We start from the raw sequence: 15,548 nt of genomic DNA on the forward strand, positions 1-15,548 counted from the left end.
GAGACGTGTCCCAGAAGTGATCGACAAGCGCTAACCGTGATTGCGTACTAAGAAAAGGAGCCGCCATGTCTGACGTCAGCTTCCACCGCCTGTCATCCCTCAGTGTCGATCAGCGCGCCAATTTACTTAAACGCGCCGAAGGAGATCTGTCTTCCTTCATCGAAAAGGTCCGTCCAATCATCCAGGCCGTCAAGAATGAAGGTGACGCGGCCTTGCTCCGGTTTGCGCGCGAGCTCGACAAAGCCGATGTTGCCGACGGTGGACTGAAAGCTTCGGAAGCGGAGTTCGATGCGGCATTCGACAAGGTCGACAAGGATGTCGTGGAGAGTATCCGGTTTGGCATCGAGAACATAAGGCATTTCCACGAGGAGCAGCGCCCGGAGACGATGTGGCTCAAGGAAGTTCGGCCTGGCGCCTATGCGGGTGACCGATACACACCGATCGCTTCGGTTGCGCTTTATGTTCCGCGCGGCAAAGGCGCCTTCCCCTCGGTGACGATGATGACCTCGGTTCCGGCGGTGATTGCCGGGGTTCCGCAGATCGCGATCGTGACGCCTGCGACTTCGGATGGTTCCGTCGATGCCGCGACGCTGGTTGCCGCCCGCCTCGCCGGCGTGGAGACCGTGTACAAGTGCGGCGGCGCCCATGCGGTTGCCGCTGTCGCCTATGGAACCGAGACTGTGAAGCCCGCCGTCAAGATCGTCGGACCGGGGAGCCCGTGGGTAGTGGCGGCAAAGAGCGTGTTGTCCCCGATCGTCAACACGGGTCTCCCCGCCGGTCCGTCCGAAGCGATCATCTTTGCCGATGACAGCATCGACGGCGGCCTGGCCGCTCTTGACCTGTTGATCGAGGCCGAGCACGGGCCGGATTCGTCCGCCTATCTGGTGACGCACAGCCGCAAGGTCGCCGAAGCCGCGTTGATTGCGATACCGGAACACTGGTCCCGGATGACCGAACAGCGCGTGGAGTTCTCGCGCGCCGTGCTCACCGGAAAACGCGGCGGTATTGTGCTGACCGAATCGCTGGAGGACAGCTACCGCTTCATCAACGACTATGCGCCGGAGCATCTCGAGATTCTGTCAACGGAGCCATTTGCGCATCTCGGACGTATCACAGAAGCCGCCGAGATCCTCATGGGGCCGCATACCCCGGTGACCCTCGCCAACTTCGTCCTCGGGCCCAATGCGGTGCTGCCGACCAGCCGGTGGGCGCGAACCTTCGGACCGCTTTCTGTGACGGATTTCGTCAAGAGATCATCAGTCGGCTATGTGACCTCGGCCGCCTATCCGGAACTCGCACTGCATGCCCGCAGGCTCGCCCGTTACGAAGGGTTCAGCTCGCACGAGAACGCGGTTTCGGAGATCCGCGATCGCTATCTCGCCGGCTGAGCGGAAACGATGATGATGAGGGCGGCACGACTCCATGGACCCGGCGACTTGCGCGTCGAGAACATCGCCGCGCCAGGCGCTCCCGAGGTGGGCTGGGTGAAGCTGAGGGTCGATGCCGCAGGCATCTGCGGTTCCGATCTCCACAACTTCCGCACGGGCCAGTGGATAAGCCGGTCGCCTTCGACGGCAGGCCATGAACTGACAGGCACGGTGATCGCCATCGGCGAGGGCGTGGATACCGTCGCTGTTGGCGACCGAGTGGTCGCCGATTCCCGCTTCTGGTGCGGAGAGTGCGCGCAATGCCATGCAGGCAGGCGGCATCTTTGCACGTCGCTGGGCTTTGTTGGCGAAATATGCGACGGCGGATTTGCCGAACAAGCGGTCCTGCCCGCACGCCTGCTGCACGTCGTCGATACCGCGCTTGACGAACGGGTCGCGGCGATGGCCGAGCCGCTGGCTGTAGCGTTGCATGCAGTGCGGCGTCTGCCGAAAACGGTCGGCTCCGTTCTTGTCGTCGGCTGCGGCACCATTGGCGGTCTTGCCGCGCTGCTGCTCTCTCGAACCTTCGCAGGTACCGTGCTCGTCGCCGATCGCAACCCTGGCCGATGCGCCCGGGTGGCGCGGGTGACAGACGCCAGCATCGTCGACTTGAACCGGGACGCCATTGCCGCGGCGACCGCGGATGCCCCCTTGCTCGCTGCCGTCGAAGCGACCGGCAGTATCGCAGCACTCAGCCAGCTGCTCGGCGTTCTCGATGCCGGCGGCACCGTTGCGATGGTCGGCATATTCCATGGGCGCCTCGATATCGATCCCAACATCCTGGTTGAACGCGAAATCACATTGCTGGGATGCCACGCCTTTGCAGATGAGCTTCCCGACGCCATCCGGATGCTCGGCGAATTGACCGAGCCCATGGTCGAACTGATCGACCGCGAGATCGGTCTGGATGATGTTCCCGCAGCCTATGAGCGGCTGTTGGCGGGGCAGGGCGATAGCTTGAAAACAATCATCCGGATGCGGTCTGCCGGGCGCGTGTGATTTCCGAACATTGCCGGAAAGGATTTTTGAAATGATCTCTTTGCCCGACACCGCCAGCCCTCTTTACGAGAAGGTCAAGGACTACATCCTGACGAACATCGGAACGGGGCGATGGAGCAAGGATCGGAAGCTGCCGTCCGAAAATGAATTCGTGGCGACACTCGGCGTGTCTCGGATGACGGTCCATCGTGCCTTGCGGGAGTTGACCTCTGCGGGTTTTCTGATCCGGCTCCAGGGCGTCGGCACATTCATCGCGCCACCTCGACCGCAATCCGCACTGATCGAAATCAACAACATCGCAGCGGAAATTGTCGCGCGGGGAAACAGGCATCGCTCCGCGGTTATCGTCCTCGAAGAGATCATGCCGACAAAGGAACTCGCGCTTTCGTTCGAGTTCGCAAAGCGCGCGTCGATCTATCATTCCATTGTCGTCAACTTCGAGAACGACCTGCCTGTGCAACTGGAAGAGCGCTTCGTCAACCCGGGCCTGATACCCGACTATGACAAGCAGGATTTTTCCAGGACAGCAACCTACGACTATCTCATGCCGAAAACCCCGGTGACGGAGGTCGAGCATATCATTTCGGCGACCCCTGCCGATGCCGAAACGGCGCGGCATCTGGGCATCGATGCCGGCAGCTGCTGCCTGCTTCTGCATCGCCGGACATGGACGGGCGCCGTCGTTGCCACGATCAGCAAGCTGACTTACGTTGGAAGCCGCTACTCGCTTGGCAGTCGGTATTCTCCGTCCAAAAAAACCTGATCGCAGTGAAGCGATTCAGAGAGGTCTGACTTGTATATGCATGTATGTATTTAGCCTTGACATCCGCTGTTGCTGACGTTGAAGTGTCGTCGCACTTCGGTTGAACTGACGCTAAGATGCCGAGGCACGGTGCCGCAAGAGCAGAAGCCCGCATTCTCACCAGGCCGGATGTTTGGTTCAAAAAAAGCGGCCTGATCATCAAGGGGAACAAGACGATGCGTAACCTAGCAGGACAATTTCGGGCACTCGTTATGGTTGCTGCCGTCGGGTTCGCCCCGGCGGCCTACGCGGCCGATACAACCATTCCGGCGACGCCTGAGGCAGGAACATTCAAGATCGGCATCGAGCCATGGCTTGGCTACGGCCAGTGGCACGTCGCCGAAGCCAAGGGTCTGTTCAAGGCAAACGGGCTGTCCGACGTACAGATCGTGAACTTCGCCGAGGACAAGGACATCAACGCCGCCTTGGCCAGCGGCCAGCTCGATGCCGCCAATATCGCGACCCACACGGCCATGGGCATGGTTGCGGCCGGCCTGCCGGTGAAGATCGTGCTTCTGCTCGACGTCAGCATGACGGCGGACGCCATGATCGCCGGCAAGGACATCGCGTCCGTCGCAGACCTCAAGGGAAAGCAGGTCGCTTTCGAGGAAGGCACGACGAGCGACATCCTGCTCAAATACGCGCTGGCCAAGAACGGCATGTCCATCGCCGATGTCCAGCCGGTTCCGATGCCGGCGGCGGATGCCGGCAGTGCGTTGATCGCTGGCCAGGTGCCGGTCGCGGTTACCTATGAGCCCTATCTCACCGCGGCCAGGGCGCAGAACAAGGATGTCAAGCTGCTCTTCACCGCGGGCGAAGATCCCGGCCTGATCAGCGACGTGTTCGTGGTGCGCGATGAGGTGATCGAGTCGCGTCCCGGCCAGGTGCTTGCCATGATCAAGACCTGGGATGCGGCCCTGAAGGCCTACAACGCCGACACGCCCGACGGCCGGGCGATCATCTCCAAGGCGGTCGGTTCGAGCGTCGAAGACCTCAACACCGCCTTTGATGGCGTGCGTTACTATACTCTCGCCGAAAACAAGGATGCGCTGACGGGCGAATTTTCCACCAAGACATTCGCCGATGTCGAGGCGGCCGCCAAGAACGCCGGGCTGCTTCAGGCGGACGTGACGCCGGAGCAGATGATCGACCCGTCATTCGTCAAGGCCGCGAAATGACGAGGGCCGGCTCGCGGTGGTGACGCAAATGTCCGAGCAGCGTGCGACCAAGCCAAGCCCGTCTCACGCAGCACCGGGGCCGGTGACCAAACAGCCGATGCGCCGTCGCCGATCCTCCGGGATCGGCGCGCCTATCGCACGCTCGCGCTTCCTGATGATAGCGGTGGCCGTCTTTGCCGGCCTCGGCCTCGCCTGGTGGGCGGCAACGGGGCTGGGGCTGGTAAAGCCGATTTTCCTGCCCTCGCCGGGAAGCGTGGTGACCCAACTCGGCAAGCTCGCGGGTGACGGCACGCTGTGGCTGGATCTCAGGACCTCGATATACCGTATTTCCATTGGCTTCCTCATCGCCTCGGCATTGGCGATTCCGATTGGCGTGCTGATCGGCAGTTTCAGGACCTGGGAAGCCGCCATCGAGCCGCTTGTGGATTTCATCCGTTACATGCCGGTGGTCGCTTTCGTGCCCCTCTCCATCCTGTGGTCAGGGACGGGCGATGCCCAGAAGTTCCTGATCATCTTCATCGGCACCTTCTTTCAGCAAGTGCTGATGATCATGGACAATGTGAAGCGGGTTCCCGCTGATTTCATTGGTCTTGGCAGGACGCTCGGGCTGCCGGATCGCAAGATCCTGACGCGCATCGTGGTTCCCAGCGCCTTGCCAGGCATCTGGGATACGTTGCGCATCAGTCTCGGCTGGGCCTGGACCTGGCTGGTGTTGGCGGAACTTGTCGCGGCGACATCGGGCCTCGGCTACCGCATCACCGTGTCCCAGCGTTATTTCCAGACAAACACCATCATCGGCTACATCCTGCTGCTGGGCGTGCTTGGTCTCATCACCGACCAGGTCATGAAGGCACTGGGAAAAGTGCTGTTTCGGCAGGAAGGCCACGTGCAATGAGGCCGGGCCGATGAATTTGCCCAAGCTGCGGATCAAAGGTCTCCACAAGAGCTTCGGCACGGGCGCGCGGCGCACGGAGGTGCTGCGCGATATCAATCTCGATCTTGCCGACAACGAGTTCGTCTCGCTGGTGGGCACGTCGGGTTGCGGCAAGAGCACGCTGCTGTCGATCGTTGCCGGACTGCAGGATTTTGACGCGGGAGATCTTGCCATCGATGGCGCGCCGATCCTGCAGCCGGGCCTCGACCGCGGCGTCGTTTTCCAGTCCTACACCCTGCTTCCCTGGCTGACGGCGCAGCAGAACATCGAGTTCGCCCTCAAGGCCGCGGGTCATGATCGCGCGACATGTCGCAGGATAGCGCGCGAGCATCTCGATCTGGTCAAGCTCCCGCACAGCGCCAATCGCTATCCGTCTGAGCTTTCGGGCGGCATGAAGCAACGTGTGGCCATAGCGCGTGCTCTTTCCTATCGACCCAAAATGCTTCTGATGGACGAGCCCTTTGGCGCGCTCGATGCCTTGACCAGGCATCAGATGCAGGAACTCCTGACGCAGATCTGGGAGGAGCACAGGCTCACCGTGCTCTTCGTCACCCATGATGTGGAAGAGGCGGTCTACCTGTCGGACCGCATCGTTGTGATGGGGATCGGCCCGGGACGCATCATGCAGACCTTCAATGTCGACATCGAGCGCCCGCGCCGGGAAGAGGTCATGGAAACCCCGGCTTTCATGGATTTGCAGCGCAGCGTGCACAAGGCGATCCGCGAGGCTTCAAAACGTCCCGAAATGGTTTAGGCGGGTCACTCATGCGTGTCAGGTCCAAGAGCAGCGCAACGAACGCGGCTGGGCGCGGGGATCGTCTCGGAAGACGGAGTTTCAGCCGGATGACGCCTGATGCCGCTACGGATTGCCGATCACAAGCCGGTTCACAGGTTCATTCGCGGCCGTCTGAAGGGTAGCAGGAGCTTCGCCCGATCAAGGCGTTCATGAAACTCGTGTTCGAGCTTGTGACTCGGGCGCCCGTCAAGCGCCCAATCTCAATATCGCACCGTCGCGATTCCTGACCCGGAAGCGGCCATTGGCGTCCCGCGCCTCAACCGTCGAAAAAAATTTGCAGGACAATGTCGATTTCCTAAACTCCGTTCGTCGTTCCGATGCCGGCCTATGAGGCCGGCTCAAACAAGGAGACAGACGATGCGTGTGATGGTGCTCGTGAAGGCTACCGAGGACAGCGAAAAGGGCTTTCTCCCCACGCCCGAGGCTAAGGAGGCGATGGAGGCGATGGGCAGATTTAATGATGAGCTGCGCAATGCCGGCATCTTGCTCGACGCCGACGGCCTCAAGCCCTCCTCGCAGGGCAAGCGCGTTGCGTTTGATGGTTCCCGCCGCACCGTCATCGACGGGCCTTTCGCCGAGACCCGCGAGCTGGTCGCCGGCTTTTGGCTTTGGGAAGTCAAGGATATGGACGAGGCGGTCGCCTGGGTGAAGCGCTGCCCCAATCCCATGCCGGGACCGAGCGAGATCGAAATCCGGCCGCTGTACGAGATGGCTGATTGGCAATGAAAATCTGATGCCGGAGGTCACGGAAATCCATGACCGAACGCGCGAGAAGCTCAGCGGCAACCGAGACTGTCGGCCGCAATCTGCTTGCCTCCGTTATGGCTTTGGCCGACAAGGCAGCATGACTGCAGGCGAGACGCACCAGGCGATCGAAGCGATTTTTCGCATTGAACGGGCCCGACTCATCGCGGGTCTGGTCCGCCTCGTGCGCAATGTCGACCTTGCAGAGGAACTGGTGCAAGACGCCCTGGTCATAGCCCTGTCCGAATGGTCCAAGGCCGGCGTGCCGGCCAATCCCGGCGCTTGGCTGATGACGGCCGCCAAACGCCGCGCCATCGACGCGATCCGTCGCGACAAGATGCGCGGGCGCAAGCATGAGGAGATCGCGCGGGAGCTTGACGGCGAGTGCAACGGCGCGGCCGAGGTGATCGAAATGGCTATCAACGACGATCTTGGCGACGAGCTGCTGGGCCTCATCTTCACAGCCTGCCACCCTGTACTTTCGGCCGACGCCCGCGCGGCGCTCACGCTGCGTGTCATCGGCGGTCTGACGACGGACGAGATCGCCCGTGCTTTCCTGTCGAGCGAGGTGACCATCGCCCAGCGCATCGTCCGCGCAAAGAAGACGATCGGAAAGGCCGGGCTCAGCTTTGAGGTGCCGCGCGGTGCCGAGCGTGCGGCGCGTCTGTCCTCGGTGCTGGAGGTCATCTATCTCATCTTCAATGAAGGCTATGCTGCCACGGCCGGCGACGACCTTGTCCGGCCGGGCCTGTGCCTGGAGGCACAACGGCTGGGCCGTATGCTGGCCGGGCTGATGCCCGAGGATGCCGAAGTGTTCGGCCTGCTGGCTCTGATGGAAATCCAGGCATCGCGCCTGCCCGCACGCATCGGGCCGGACGGCGCCCTCTTGACCCTGACCGAGCAAAACCGCGCACGCTGGGACCAACTGCTGATCCGCCGAGGCCTTGACGCGCTGGCCCGCGCCGAAGCTCTCGGGGGCGATGGCCCCTATGCGTTACAAGCCGCGCTTGCAGCCTGCCATGCGCGGGCGCGCAGTCCGGCCGATACCGATTGGCCCCGCATCGCAGCGCTCTACGACCGGCTGCGAGCAGTGATGCCCTCGCCGGTGGTCGATCTCAATCGAGCGGTCGCCCACAGCATGGCCTTCGGGCCTGAGGCGGGCCTGCGGCTGGTAGACGAGATTGCCGGCGCCGCCGCCCTGCGCAACTATGCGCCATTGCCGGCAGCGAGGGGCGACTTTCTGTTTCGGGCCGGCCGGCTGGCCGAGGCCCGCGCCGAATTCGAGGCGGCGGCCAAGCTCACCCGCAACGCGCGGGAAGCGGCCTTTCTCCTCGCCCGCGCCGACGCTTGTGGTTGAAGCATCGCCCTCGGTGCCTGAAACGCCGCTCGGCAAGGCCGAAAGCCGCCTTCAATGAGCGAGATCAACCCGCAACGCGAAAGGGATTAACGATGCGCAAGCCATCGCCGAGCGCCATTCCGTGCTGCATATCCTCTGACAAAAGTGTATCGCAGCCAGCGTGAATCGCCGCGGACGCGATCATCGCGTCATAGGTAGAAAGGCTGTACCGCTCGGCGAGCCTCAATCCTGTTTCGTGGGTCTCGAGCGTGAGCGGATGAACCGTCAACAGGCCGCGCAGCGTGGTCAGCAGCGCATGCGTGTCGGTCCATGACATTTGCATCTTCCGACGCGCGACGTTGGCGAGTTCGTTGAGAACCTGCACGCTGATCGCCCCGCCAGCAGCGATGGCCGCCTCGGCCCGATCAGCCTTCGCCGTATCGCTTGACGCGATATAAAGAAGGACATTGGTATCAAAAAAACTAACGGGCATTCGCCTCGTCCCGATCGAATTTGAAGTCAGCGGGGAGCCGACCACGGAAGGCGCGGAGACGCTTCAGCAACTCCTCGCGCCCGGGCTTCCGCGCGACGCCAAGCTGGCGGGCGTCAGCGACATGGATTTCGATCTCATCGCCTTCCCTGAGTTCAAGCGCTTCGACCACAGCGGCGGGAAGGCGGACCGCAAGACTGTTTCCCCATTTGGCGACCTGCATGCCACTTCCTCTCCTAGATATACGCTAGAGAAATGTATATCCAGAAGTGGTCGAGATCAAGGCAACTCGGGACATATGCATTTGAAGAAGGAGCCTTGATTATGCCAGCAACTGCGTCGGCACGCCGAGTATCGGTCCTGCCTCGGCGAGCCGCTGGTCGAGGGTTCGCACCGTGGCGCCATGCTCGGATGCCGTCGCGAGGTGCAGGGCGTCGCCAGCACGAAGCCCGAGCGTATGCTGATCGGCGAATTTCGCGGCGACCCGAAAATGCCCGCCCGTCACCGGCAGCACGGTGAAGCTCTCGGCGACCAGCTTGTTGAACATCGCGAGCGCTGCTGCGCGCTGCTCCAGGTCCATCTGTCCGGTCCGAAGCTTGATCGCCATGGCGGAGGACATCTCGGTGATGGTCCAGTCGCTGATCACAAGTTGCGCTGGGTCCTGCTCCGCCAGCCAGCCTTGAACGCGCGCGGTCATGGCTTCGTTGGATAGCGCTGCTACGATCAGCGAGGTGTCGAGATAGAGCATCAATAGCGATCGCCATCTCGCATCGATCGCACCAGATCGGCGGCCGCCTGAGCCTGCAGAGGCATGGTTGCGGTCAGGGATTGGAGCAGGACGGCGTCGATCCGCCTGCGGGGGCGGGCCACGGCTGTGAGTCGGGCGACCGGCTTGCCACGCCGGGTGATGTCGATCGAATCTCCAGCCTCGACACGGTCAACGAGTTCGCTCAGATGTGCCTTGGCGTCCGCCAGATTGACCGCGTCCATGTCACGCTCCTGACTATGTAGATGGTCATATAGCGCATCACGCTTGACAATTCCAGCGCAGAGTACTTTGGCACAAGGCCGACCCTCAGGTCTGCGACTGTCGCGGCGCGACCATTTTCTCATTCCACTTCTTGAAACGGGCGATCGCCTTCCTGATCGTGTCGCTCGGCATCCTTGCACTAACGTGCGAAGGCGAATGAGCAACTGGCTGCGTGAGCGAAGCAGGTGATCGCTCCTGCAACGAGAATTATGCCGCTTTCCGCTTGACTCATACATATCCCGGTGGTTATACATCGATCAATAGCCGAAGGGTTATCGATCCCAATGCCAAACGCTCACGATGTACTCTTCAGAACGCTTGCCGATCCGACTCGGCGCGCTATTTTTGAGCGACTGTGTCGCGAAGGAGAGCAGACGGTCGGGGCTCTGACGGCTCAGGCCGGGATCTCGCAACCGGCCGTGTCGAAGCATCTCGGGGTTTTGAGGCAGGCGGGGCTGGTGCGCGACCGCCATGCAGGACGACAGACCCACTATAGCGCGCAGCTTGCTGCGCTTGCCCCCCTGATCGACTGGACAAGCCAGATGACCGGGTTCTGGCAGAGCCGGTTCGACGACCTCGAAGACCTGCTCAAAAGGATGGACCAGTGAACCGAACGTCGACCGAAACACTCTCCGTCGTTGTCGAACGGGAGATCGCTTATCCGCCCGAGAAGATCTGGCGCGCGCTCACGCAACCACACTTGATCGAGGAGTGGCTCATGAAAAACGACTTCAAGCCTGTCGCGGACCACCGTTTTAATCTTCACGCAGCCTGGGGCTCCGTCGAATGTCAGGTCCAGACGGTCGAGCCGAACAGAACGCTGACTTACACGTGGGATACCAAGGATCTCAAGAGTGTCGTCTCCTGGACCCTCACCCCCACGAGTACCGGGGTCCGCTTGCGCATGGAGCAGTCGGGCTTCCGGCCGGATCAGCAGCCTTACTTCCGGGGTGCCAAAGTCGGCTGGCCGAGGTTCTTTGACGATCTGGAGCAGGTTCTGGCGCGGACGGACTGAGGTCCGCGGGCGCTATTCAAGCACGGGCTCTGTTACAGAGCGGCAGATGGCGGGGCGATAATGGAGGCAAGCCAATGAAGATCAAGTTGACCAAAGTATACGTGGATGACCAGGAAAAGGCTCTGGGCTTTTACACCGAAACGCTCGGCTTTACGAAGAAGGCCGATTTCAGCAATGGGCCGTTTCGCTGGCTGACCGTCGCATCACCCGACGAGCCGGACGGTGCCGAGCTGCAACTCGCGCTCAATGACAACCCGGCCGCAAAGACCTACCAGAAAGCCATGTTCCAGCAGGGCCAGCCCGCGGTCATGTTCTTCAGCGACAACATCAAGGGCGACTACGAGCGTATCAAAGCGCGCGGCGCCGAATTCACCATGCCGCCGACCGAAGTAACCGGCTCGACCATCGCCCAGCTGAACGACGGCTGCGGTAATGTCGTTCAAATCACCCAGCTGGCGCGCTGGTAAGGCACGCGTTCAGTGGCGTGGCTGCCCGGCGGGAGTCGCCAAACGGGCCGCCGATCCGCTTCGGTTCGTCTTCAGAGGAGGTCTCAATGGATTGGAACAAATGGGTTCGGCAGATCCACCGCTGGCTGTCGATTATCTTTGCGGCGGTCGTCGCCGCTATCTTCATCAGCCTGGGAGCAGGCAAGGAACCCGCCTACTGGGTATACCTTTTGCCGCTGTTTCCGCTCGGCTTGCTCCTGCTTACCGGTCTGTACATGTTCGTGCTGCCTTACGCTCCCAAGTGGCGCAACGCAGGGGGCACCGGCGCATTGGAGTGAACGCATGGCCAACAAGACGTCCATCAGGTCATTGGCGGTCGCGAAGAAGCCCGCCGCCAACCCTGCCGCTGCCAAGCCGGTCCTCCTCGCAGGCGGCAACCCGCAGATAGCGAAGGCCGATGGCGACGCCCCTGTGCAAGCCTACATCGCGGCCATGCCGGGCTGGAAACGCGACGTCGGGCGCCGCCTCGACGCGCTCATCGTGCGCAGCGTGCCCAACGTGCACAAGGCCGTCAAATGGAACTCGCCCTTCTATGGCGTAGAGGGTCAAGGCTGGTTCCTCAACTTCCATTGCTTCACAAAGTACATCAAGCTGGCTTTCTTCCGCGGCGCGTCGCTGCATCCTGTCCCTCCAGGCGAGTCCAAGCACAAGGACGTGCGCTACCTCCATATCCGCCAGGACGACCAGCTGGACGAAACTCAACTGGCCGCCTGGGTGAAGCAAGCCAGCCAATTGCCGGGCGAGCGAATGTGAGTGGGAATGCCAGTCATCCCCGCAAACCAGGTGCCGACTAGCGGTATTCATGTGACGGGCGAGCGGCAACAACCCTAGGGAAAGCGACAATGATGATGAAGAGTGGCTCGATGGAAGGAAATGCAGGCAACTCTCCCTCTCAGCTGATAGATGCGAGGATCAGCGCGCTGGGCGATTGGCGAGGCCAGACGCTTTCGCATGTCCGCGCTCTCGTCAAGCAGGCCGACCCGGAAGTGGTCGAGGAGTGGAAGTGGCGAGGCGTTCCGGTGTGGTCGCACGCCGGGATAATCTGCACTGGCGAGACCTACAAGAACGTCGTGAAAGTGACCTTCGCCAAGGGCGCCTCGCTGCAGGACCCTTCAGGCCTGTTCAACTCCAGCCTCGAAGGCAACACCAGGCGCGCCATCGATATCCGTGAGGGCGAGGCTATAGATGAGAATGCGTTCAAGGCGCTGATACGCGCTGCTGCCGCCCTGAACGCTGCCCGATAGTCAGCTCCGGCCGATATGGTCGGCTAGCGGGCCGAGAGCGGCGAGCAAAGCTTCGCCGCTGGTCTGCGTTGCATTCTCGTGCGGCGCGCGCAGGTTCAGCCAGCGCCTGTCGCCCGATCGTACTGACAGGACCGCCTTCATCGCAGCGATGAGGCCGGCATCCTGGATGATTTTGCGGAACGCCTTGATGCCGGCCTCCGCGTCGGTAGTGTCCTCTCCCGCCAGCGCTGCGTCATAGAGGGCCCGGATCGCCCCGGCATTCAAATTGACCGTCGCCGAGATGCAGCCGGCAGCACCATTGGCAAGGCCTTTGGTCAGCTGTGCTTCCGAACTTGGGAACACCGCGACCCTTGGCGCCGCCGCGATGACCGCCGCGGTGTTGTTCCAGTCACCGGCACTGTCCTTGTAAGCCACCACGACATCGGGAAACGCTTCGCTCAACCGGGCGGTCAGCGCCGGGCTCACCGGTACGCCGGAATTCTGCGGGATGTGGTAGAGGATCATCCTCATCGCCGGGTTCGCCACCCGTTCGATCAGCTCGCCGTAGTAGCGGGCCTGGCCGTTGTCGCCGGCAGCCGTATAGAAGAACGACGGCAATACCATCACCCCGGCACAGCCGAGACCGACCGCATGCGCCGTCAGCTCGACGGTTTCGGCAAGTGCTGTGACACCGGTGCCGGGCATCAGATGGCTTGGCGAAATGCCGGCCTCGACCAGCCACTCCAGCGCTTGCATGCGCTCGCGCAACGAGACGGACAACGCCTCGCCCGTGGTACCGAACGGCGACAGGAAATGCGCTCCCTGATCCAGCACCCACTTGGCGTGTGATATCCAGAGGTCGCGGGCAATGCGGCCGTCGTTTTCGAACGGCGTCAGGATCGGTGCGATGGTTCCTTGTGGGCGGATCATGTGCGTCCTTCTACCGGTGAAAATCGGTGCAGTGCTCAACGCCGGCATCAAGAATGTCGAGCAAGCTACATGAAGCAGTGTTGCTGAGTACCGGGCGTTCGACCTCGAAAGCAAGCGGCTCGCGCATAGGCGCGCGATTGTGATCGGGCCGCGGTTCTGAGGCTCTCGAGGTAAATCCTTTTCACGGGACAACATCGCCTGGCCGAAAAGGGGGTGACAAACGAGTTCTGCTGTTTCATCAATGCCGCCTTTTGAGGAGAAGCCCATGCGGAGGATCGGTGTCGGCATCATTGGCTGCGGCAACATTTCAGACGCCTATCTGAAGGCGTCGCCACAATTCCCGGTGCTCGACATTGTCGGCGTCACCGACATCAACCGGACGGCAGCTGAGGCCAAGGCAGCGGCCTACGGCCTGGCTGCCATGCCGATCGAGGCGCTGTTAGCCGATCCCCGCGTCGAGATCGTGCTCAACCTGACCACGCCGCAGCATCACGTGCCGGTCGGTTTGCAGGCTGTCGGGCAAGGCAAGCACGTCTACTCCGAGAAGCCGCTAGCAACGACGCTCAGCGACGCGGAGCGGCTCGTCGCGGCCGCACGCGAAAAGGGCGTGCGTATCGGCTGCGCCCCCGACACCTTTCTTGGCGGCTCCCACCAGACGGCGCGGCGGCTGGTCGATGAGGACACCGTTGGAAGCATTGTCGCCGGCTCTGCCTTCATGCAGGTGCCCGGCCACGAGCTCTGGCATCCCAATCCAGATTTCTACTATCAGCCCGGCGGTGGGCCGATGCTCGACATGGGACCTTACTATCTGACCTGCCTGGTCAATCTCCTAGGCCCGGTAAAGTCGGTGACCGGGCAGGCGAAGTCATCCTATGCCACTCGTACCATCGGTTCTGGACCGCGCCAGGGCGAAACCATCCAGGTCGAGGTGCCGACCCATATTTCCGGTCTGCTCGCATTCGAGAATGGCGCGGCGGTGTCGATCACCACCAGCTTCGACGTCTGGAAGCACGATCACAATCACATTGAGCTCTACGGCACCACCGGCTCGATGATCGTCTCCGACCCCAACCAGTTCCAGGGCGACGTCAGGACGAGCCAGCGCAAGGGCGACTGGACGGTGGCCGATCAGATCCATTCCTATGGCGACGGCAATTACCGGGGCCTCGGCCTCGCCGACATGGCGCAGGCGATCGTCTCCGGCAGGCAACAGCGCGCCAGCCTCGATCTTTCCCTCCATGTCCTGGAAATCATGGAATCGATCATCTCTTCAGCAGAGATAGGCCAGCGTATCGACCTGAGATATGGCTGCGCCCGGCCGGCGCCGATGCACGCCGATCTGCCTTTCGGAATTCTGGAATAGGGAATAATGCGATGAGCAAGACGGCACTGATTTTCTGGGGCGGCTGGGAAGGTCACACCCCGGCCCGAAGCGCCGAAATCGTCAAGGAGATGCTGACCGGCAACGGCTTCGACGTGCGGCTGGAGCAGGGGACCTCGGCACTCGCCGATCCGCAACTGGGCAAGCTCGATCTCATTGTCCCGGTGATCACCATGTCGACGATCGAAAAGCCGGAGCTGCAAAACCTGACCAGCGCCGTCGGGGCCGGCACCGGCCTTGCGGGCTTTCACGGCACGATGTGCGACAGCTTCCGCAACGAGCCGGAATACCAGTTCATGACCGGCGGCCAGTGGGTCGCCCATCCCGGCAACATCATCGACTATCACGTCGATATCACCAGGCCAGACGATCCGATTGTGCAAGGCATCGATAGTTTCGCCTACCGTTCTGAGCAGTATTACATGCATGTCGATCCGACCAACGCGGTGCTGGCGACAACGACGTTTACCGGCGAGCATCTCGACTTCATCGCCGGCGTCGTCATGCCGGTCGTCTGGAAGCGCCGCTACGGCAAGGGCCGCGTCTTCTATAGCGCGCTCGGCCACACCGCCGATGAGTTCGCCGTGCCGCAAATGCGCACGATGTTCGAACGCGGCGCGATTTGGGCCAGCCGAAACTCGGACCTTGCGTAGCCGTTCAATCTGAACGCCACGTATCGTTGTAATTTTTCAAAGGGCGGCCGCCCGAAACGCCGACCCAGGCACAGGACTGCAGGCAATTGACTGCCATGGTAGTA

Annotated in this window: 21 protein-coding genes; 16 read left to right on the forward strand and 5 right to left on the reverse strand. The window is 61.9% G+C overall.

The features are described from left to right. Window positions 1–65: 65 nt before the first annotated feature. The 8 genes from hisD to NKH05_RS00635 all read left to right on the forward strand — a co-directional run bounded on the left by hisD (window position 66) and on the right by NKH05_RS00635 (window position 8,237). Window positions 66–1,388, forward strand: coding sequence for a histidinol dehydrogenase (hisD, locus tag NKH05_RS00600; protein WP_352482878.1), 1,323 nt, complete (start codon window positions 66–68; stop codon window positions 1,386–1,388). Between the two features lie 15 nt (window positions 1,389–1,403). After that, window positions 1,404–2,426, forward strand: coding sequence for a zinc-dependent alcohol dehydrogenase (locus NKH05_RS00605; protein ID WP_352895219.1), 1,023 nt, complete (start codon window positions 1,404–1,406; stop codon window positions 2,424–2,426). A 31-nt stretch (window positions 2,427–2,457) separates the two neighbouring features. After that, window positions 2,458–3,189 carry a histidine utilization transcriptional repressor HutC gene (gene hutC / locus NKH05_RS00610; RefSeq protein WP_353024868.1) on the forward strand — a complete coding sequence of 244 codons (732 nt, stop codon included), beginning with the start codon at window positions 2,458–2,460 and terminating at the stop codon, window positions 3,187–3,189. Window positions 3,190–3,404: 215 nt separating this feature from the next. Beyond that, window positions 3,405–4,406, forward strand: coding sequence for an ABC transporter substrate-binding protein (locus NKH05_RS00615; RefSeq protein ID WP_352547393.1), 1,002 nt, complete (start codon window positions 3,405–3,407; stop codon window positions 4,404–4,406). 97 nt (window positions 4,407–4,503) lie between these two features. Then, on the forward strand, window positions 4,504–5,301 hold the full coding sequence (locus tag NKH05_RS00620; protein WP_245278504.1) for an ABC transporter permease: 798 nt from the start codon (window positions 4,504–4,506) through the stop codon (window positions 5,299–5,301). A gap of 10 nt (window positions 5,302–5,311) precedes the next feature. Further along, window positions 5,312–6,094, forward strand: coding sequence for an ABC transporter ATP-binding protein (locus NKH05_RS00625; protein WP_031193294.1), 783 nt, complete (start codon window positions 5,312–5,314; stop codon window positions 6,092–6,094). 399 nt (window positions 6,095–6,493) lie between these two features. Next, on the forward strand, window positions 6,494–6,862 hold the full coding sequence (locus NKH05_RS00630; protein WP_352482873.1) for a YciI family protein: 369 nt from the start codon (window positions 6,494–6,496) through the stop codon (window positions 6,860–6,862). A 118-nt stretch (window positions 6,863–6,980) separates the two neighbouring features. Continuing rightward, window positions 6,981–8,237 (forward strand): RNA polymerase sigma factor, encoded by a 1,257-nt coding sequence (locus tag NKH05_RS00635; protein ID WP_352845761.1) that lies wholly within the window; start codon window positions 6,981–6,983, stop codon window positions 8,235–8,237. Between the two features lie 64 nt (window positions 8,238–8,301). Here the strand turns inward: NKH05_RS00635 and NKH05_RS00640 are convergent, their stop codons facing one another. From NKH05_RS00640 to NKH05_RS00655, 4 genes are all read right to left on the reverse strand, one after another. Further along, window positions 8,302–8,709, reverse strand: coding sequence for a PIN domain-containing protein (locus tag NKH05_RS00640; protein ID WP_352482870.1), 408 nt, complete (start codon window positions 8,707–8,709; stop codon window positions 8,302–8,304). Further along, window positions 8,699–8,929: an AbrB/MazE/SpoVT family DNA-binding domain-containing protein gene (locus tag NKH05_RS00645; RefSeq protein ID WP_023676182.1), complete on the reverse strand. Its 231-nt coding sequence runs from the start codon at window positions 8,927–8,929 to the stop codon at window positions 8,699–8,701. Before NKH05_RS00645 ends, NKH05_RS00640 begins: the two co-directional genes overlap by 11 nt. A gap of 99 nt (window positions 8,930–9,028) precedes the next feature. Then, window positions 9,029–9,454 carry a type II toxin-antitoxin system VapC family toxin gene (locus NKH05_RS00650; protein ID WP_352855283.1) on the reverse strand — a complete coding sequence of 142 codons (426 nt, stop codon included), beginning with the start codon at window positions 9,452–9,454 and terminating at the stop codon, window positions 9,029–9,031. Beyond that, window positions 9,454–9,696 carry a type II toxin-antitoxin system Phd/YefM family antitoxin gene (locus tag NKH05_RS00655; RefSeq protein ID WP_352845763.1) on the reverse strand — a complete coding sequence of 81 codons (243 nt, stop codon included), beginning with the start codon at window positions 9,694–9,696 and terminating at the stop codon, window positions 9,454–9,456. Before NKH05_RS00655 ends, NKH05_RS00650 begins: the two co-directional genes overlap by 1 nt. A gap of 324 nt (window positions 9,697–10,020) precedes the next feature. On the opposite strand from NKH05_RS00655, the gene NKH05_RS00660 reads away from it, so the two are divergent. The 6 genes from NKH05_RS00660 to NKH05_RS00685 all read left to right on the forward strand — a co-directional run bounded on the left by NKH05_RS00660 (window position 10,021) and on the right by NKH05_RS00685 (window position 12,501). After that, window positions 10,021–10,344: an ArsR/SmtB family transcription factor gene (locus NKH05_RS00660; protein WP_023716560.1), complete on the forward strand. Its 324-nt coding sequence runs from the start codon at window positions 10,021–10,023 to the stop codon at window positions 10,342–10,344. Beyond that, the gene (locus tag NKH05_RS00665; RefSeq protein WP_352590440.1) at window positions 10,341–10,751 is read left to right on the forward strand and encodes an SRPBCC family protein; all 411 of its coding nucleotides are present in this window, start codon (window positions 10,341–10,343) and stop codon (window positions 10,749–10,751) included. The genes NKH05_RS00660 and NKH05_RS00665 overlap by 4 nt, the downstream gene beginning before the upstream one ends. Window positions 10,752–10,825: 74 nt before the next feature. Then, window positions 10,826–11,218 carry a VOC family protein gene (locus NKH05_RS00670; RefSeq protein WP_352845765.1) on the forward strand — a complete coding sequence of 131 codons (393 nt, stop codon included), beginning with the start codon at window positions 10,826–10,828 and terminating at the stop codon, window positions 11,216–11,218. An 86-nt stretch (window positions 11,219–11,304) separates the two neighbouring features. Next, window positions 11,305–11,535, forward strand: coding sequence for a hypothetical protein (locus NKH05_RS00675; RefSeq protein ID WP_023716563.1), 231 nt, complete (start codon window positions 11,305–11,307; stop codon window positions 11,533–11,535). A 4-nt stretch (window positions 11,536–11,539) separates the two neighbouring features. Continuing rightward, the gene (locus NKH05_RS00680) at window positions 11,540–12,010 is read left to right on the forward strand and encodes a DUF1801 domain-containing protein (protein WP_352845767.1); all 471 of its coding nucleotides are present in this window, start codon (window positions 11,540–11,542) and stop codon (window positions 12,008–12,010) included. 92 nt (window positions 12,011–12,102) lie between these two features. After that, window positions 12,103–12,501, forward strand: coding sequence for a DUF1801 domain-containing protein (locus tag NKH05_RS00685; protein WP_352846017.1), 399 nt, complete (start codon window positions 12,103–12,105; stop codon window positions 12,499–12,501). On the opposite strand, the gene NKH05_RS00690 is transcribed toward NKH05_RS00685, so the two are convergent. Continuing rightward, a complete protein-coding gene (locus NKH05_RS00690; RefSeq protein ID WP_352845768.1) occupies window positions 12,502–13,410 on the reverse strand; it encodes a dihydrodipicolinate synthase family protein in 909 nt (302 codons plus the stop codon). Between the two features lie 265 nt (window positions 13,411–13,675). On the opposite strand from NKH05_RS00690, the gene NKH05_RS00695 reads away from it, so the two are divergent. After that, window positions 13,676–14,773, forward strand: a complete 1,098-nt coding sequence (locus NKH05_RS00695; protein ID WP_352493888.1) for a Gfo/Idh/MocA family protein — start codon at window positions 13,676–13,678, stop codon at window positions 14,771–14,773. Between the two features lie 11 nt (window positions 14,774–14,784). Next, a complete protein-coding gene (locus tag NKH05_RS00700) occupies window positions 14,785–15,444 on the forward strand; it encodes a ThuA domain-containing protein (protein ID WP_352493889.1) in 660 nt (219 codons plus the stop codon). The last annotated feature ends 104 nt before the right edge of the window (window positions 15,445–15,548 follow it).

The sequence above is a fragment of the Mesorhizobium sp. M1399 genome, assembly GCF_040317735.1.
Taxonomy (GTDB): Bacteria; Pseudomonadota; Alphaproteobacteria; order Rhizobiales; family Rhizobiaceae; genus Mesorhizobium.

Bases quoted from the DNA above. Each gene is read 5' to 3' on its own strand.
- NKH05_RS00655 (WP_352845763.1), bottom strand. From the start codon at position 9,696: ATGGACGCGGTCAATCTGGCGGACGCCAAGGCACATCTGAGCGAACTC.
- NKH05_RS00660 (WP_023716560.1), top strand. From the start codon at position 10,021: ATGCCAAACGCTCACGATGTACTCTTCAGAACGCTTGCCGATCCGACT.
- NKH05_RS00700 (WP_352493889.1), top strand. From the start codon at position 14,785: ATGAGCAAGACGGCACTGATTTTCTGGGGCGGCTGGGAAGGTCACACC.
- NKH05_RS00625 (WP_031193294.1), top strand. From the start codon at position 5,312: ATGAATTTGCCCAAGCTGCGGATCAAAGGTCTCCACAAGAGCTTCGGC.
- NKH05_RS00620 (WP_245278504.1), top strand. From the start codon at position 4,504: ATGCGCCGTCGCCGATCCTCCGGGATCGGCGCGCCTATCGCACGCTCG.
- NKH05_RS00605 (WP_352895219.1), top strand. From the start codon at position 1,404: ATGAGGGCGGCACGACTCCATGGACCCGGCGACTTGCGCGTCGAGAAC.
- NKH05_RS00695 (WP_352493888.1), top strand. From the start codon at position 13,676: ATGCGGAGGATCGGTGTCGGCATCATTGGCTGCGGCAACATTTCAGAC.
- NKH05_RS00635 (WP_352845761.1), top strand. From the start codon at position 6,981: ATGACTGCAGGCGAGACGCACCAGGCGATCGAAGCGATTTTTCGCATT.
- NKH05_RS00615 (WP_352547393.1), top strand. From the start codon at position 3,405: ATGCGTAACCTAGCAGGACAATTTCGGGCACTCGTTATGGTTGCTGCC.
- NKH05_RS00670 (WP_352845765.1), top strand. From the start codon at position 10,826: ATGAAGATCAAGTTGACCAAAGTATACGTGGATGACCAGGAAAAGGCT.
- NKH05_RS00685 (WP_352846017.1), top strand. From the start codon at position 12,103: ATGATGAAGAGTGGCTCGATGGAAGGAAATGCAGGCAACTCTCCCTCT.
- NKH05_RS00650 (WP_352855283.1), bottom strand. From the start codon at position 9,454: ATGCTCTATCTCGACACCTCGCTGATCGTAGCAGCGCTATCCAACGAA.
- NKH05_RS00675 (WP_023716563.1), top strand. From the start codon at position 11,305: ATGGATTGGAACAAATGGGTTCGGCAGATCCACCGCTGGCTGTCGATT.
- NKH05_RS00630 (WP_352482873.1), top strand. From the start codon at position 6,494: ATGCGTGTGATGGTGCTCGTGAAGGCTACCGAGGACAGCGAAAAGGGC.
- NKH05_RS00640 (WP_352482870.1), bottom strand. From the start codon at position 8,709: ATGCCCGTTAGTTTTTTTGATACCAATGTCCTTCTTTATATCGCGTCA.
- hisD (WP_352482878.1), top strand. From the start codon at position 66: ATGTCTGACGTCAGCTTCCACCGCCTGTCATCCCTCAGTGTCGATCAG.
- NKH05_RS00645 (WP_023676182.1), bottom strand. From the start codon at position 8,929: ATGCAGGTCGCCAAATGGGGAAACAGTCTTGCGGTCCGCCTTCCCGCC.
- NKH05_RS00680 (WP_352845767.1), top strand. From the start codon at position 11,540: ATGGCCAACAAGACGTCCATCAGGTCATTGGCGGTCGCGAAGAAGCCC.
- hutC (WP_353024868.1), top strand. From the start codon at position 2,458: ATGATCTCTTTGCCCGACACCGCCAGCCCTCTTTACGAGAAGGTCAAG.
- NKH05_RS00690 (WP_352845768.1), bottom strand. From the start codon at position 13,410: ATGATCCGCCCACAAGGAACCATCGCACCGATCCTGACGCCGTTCGAA.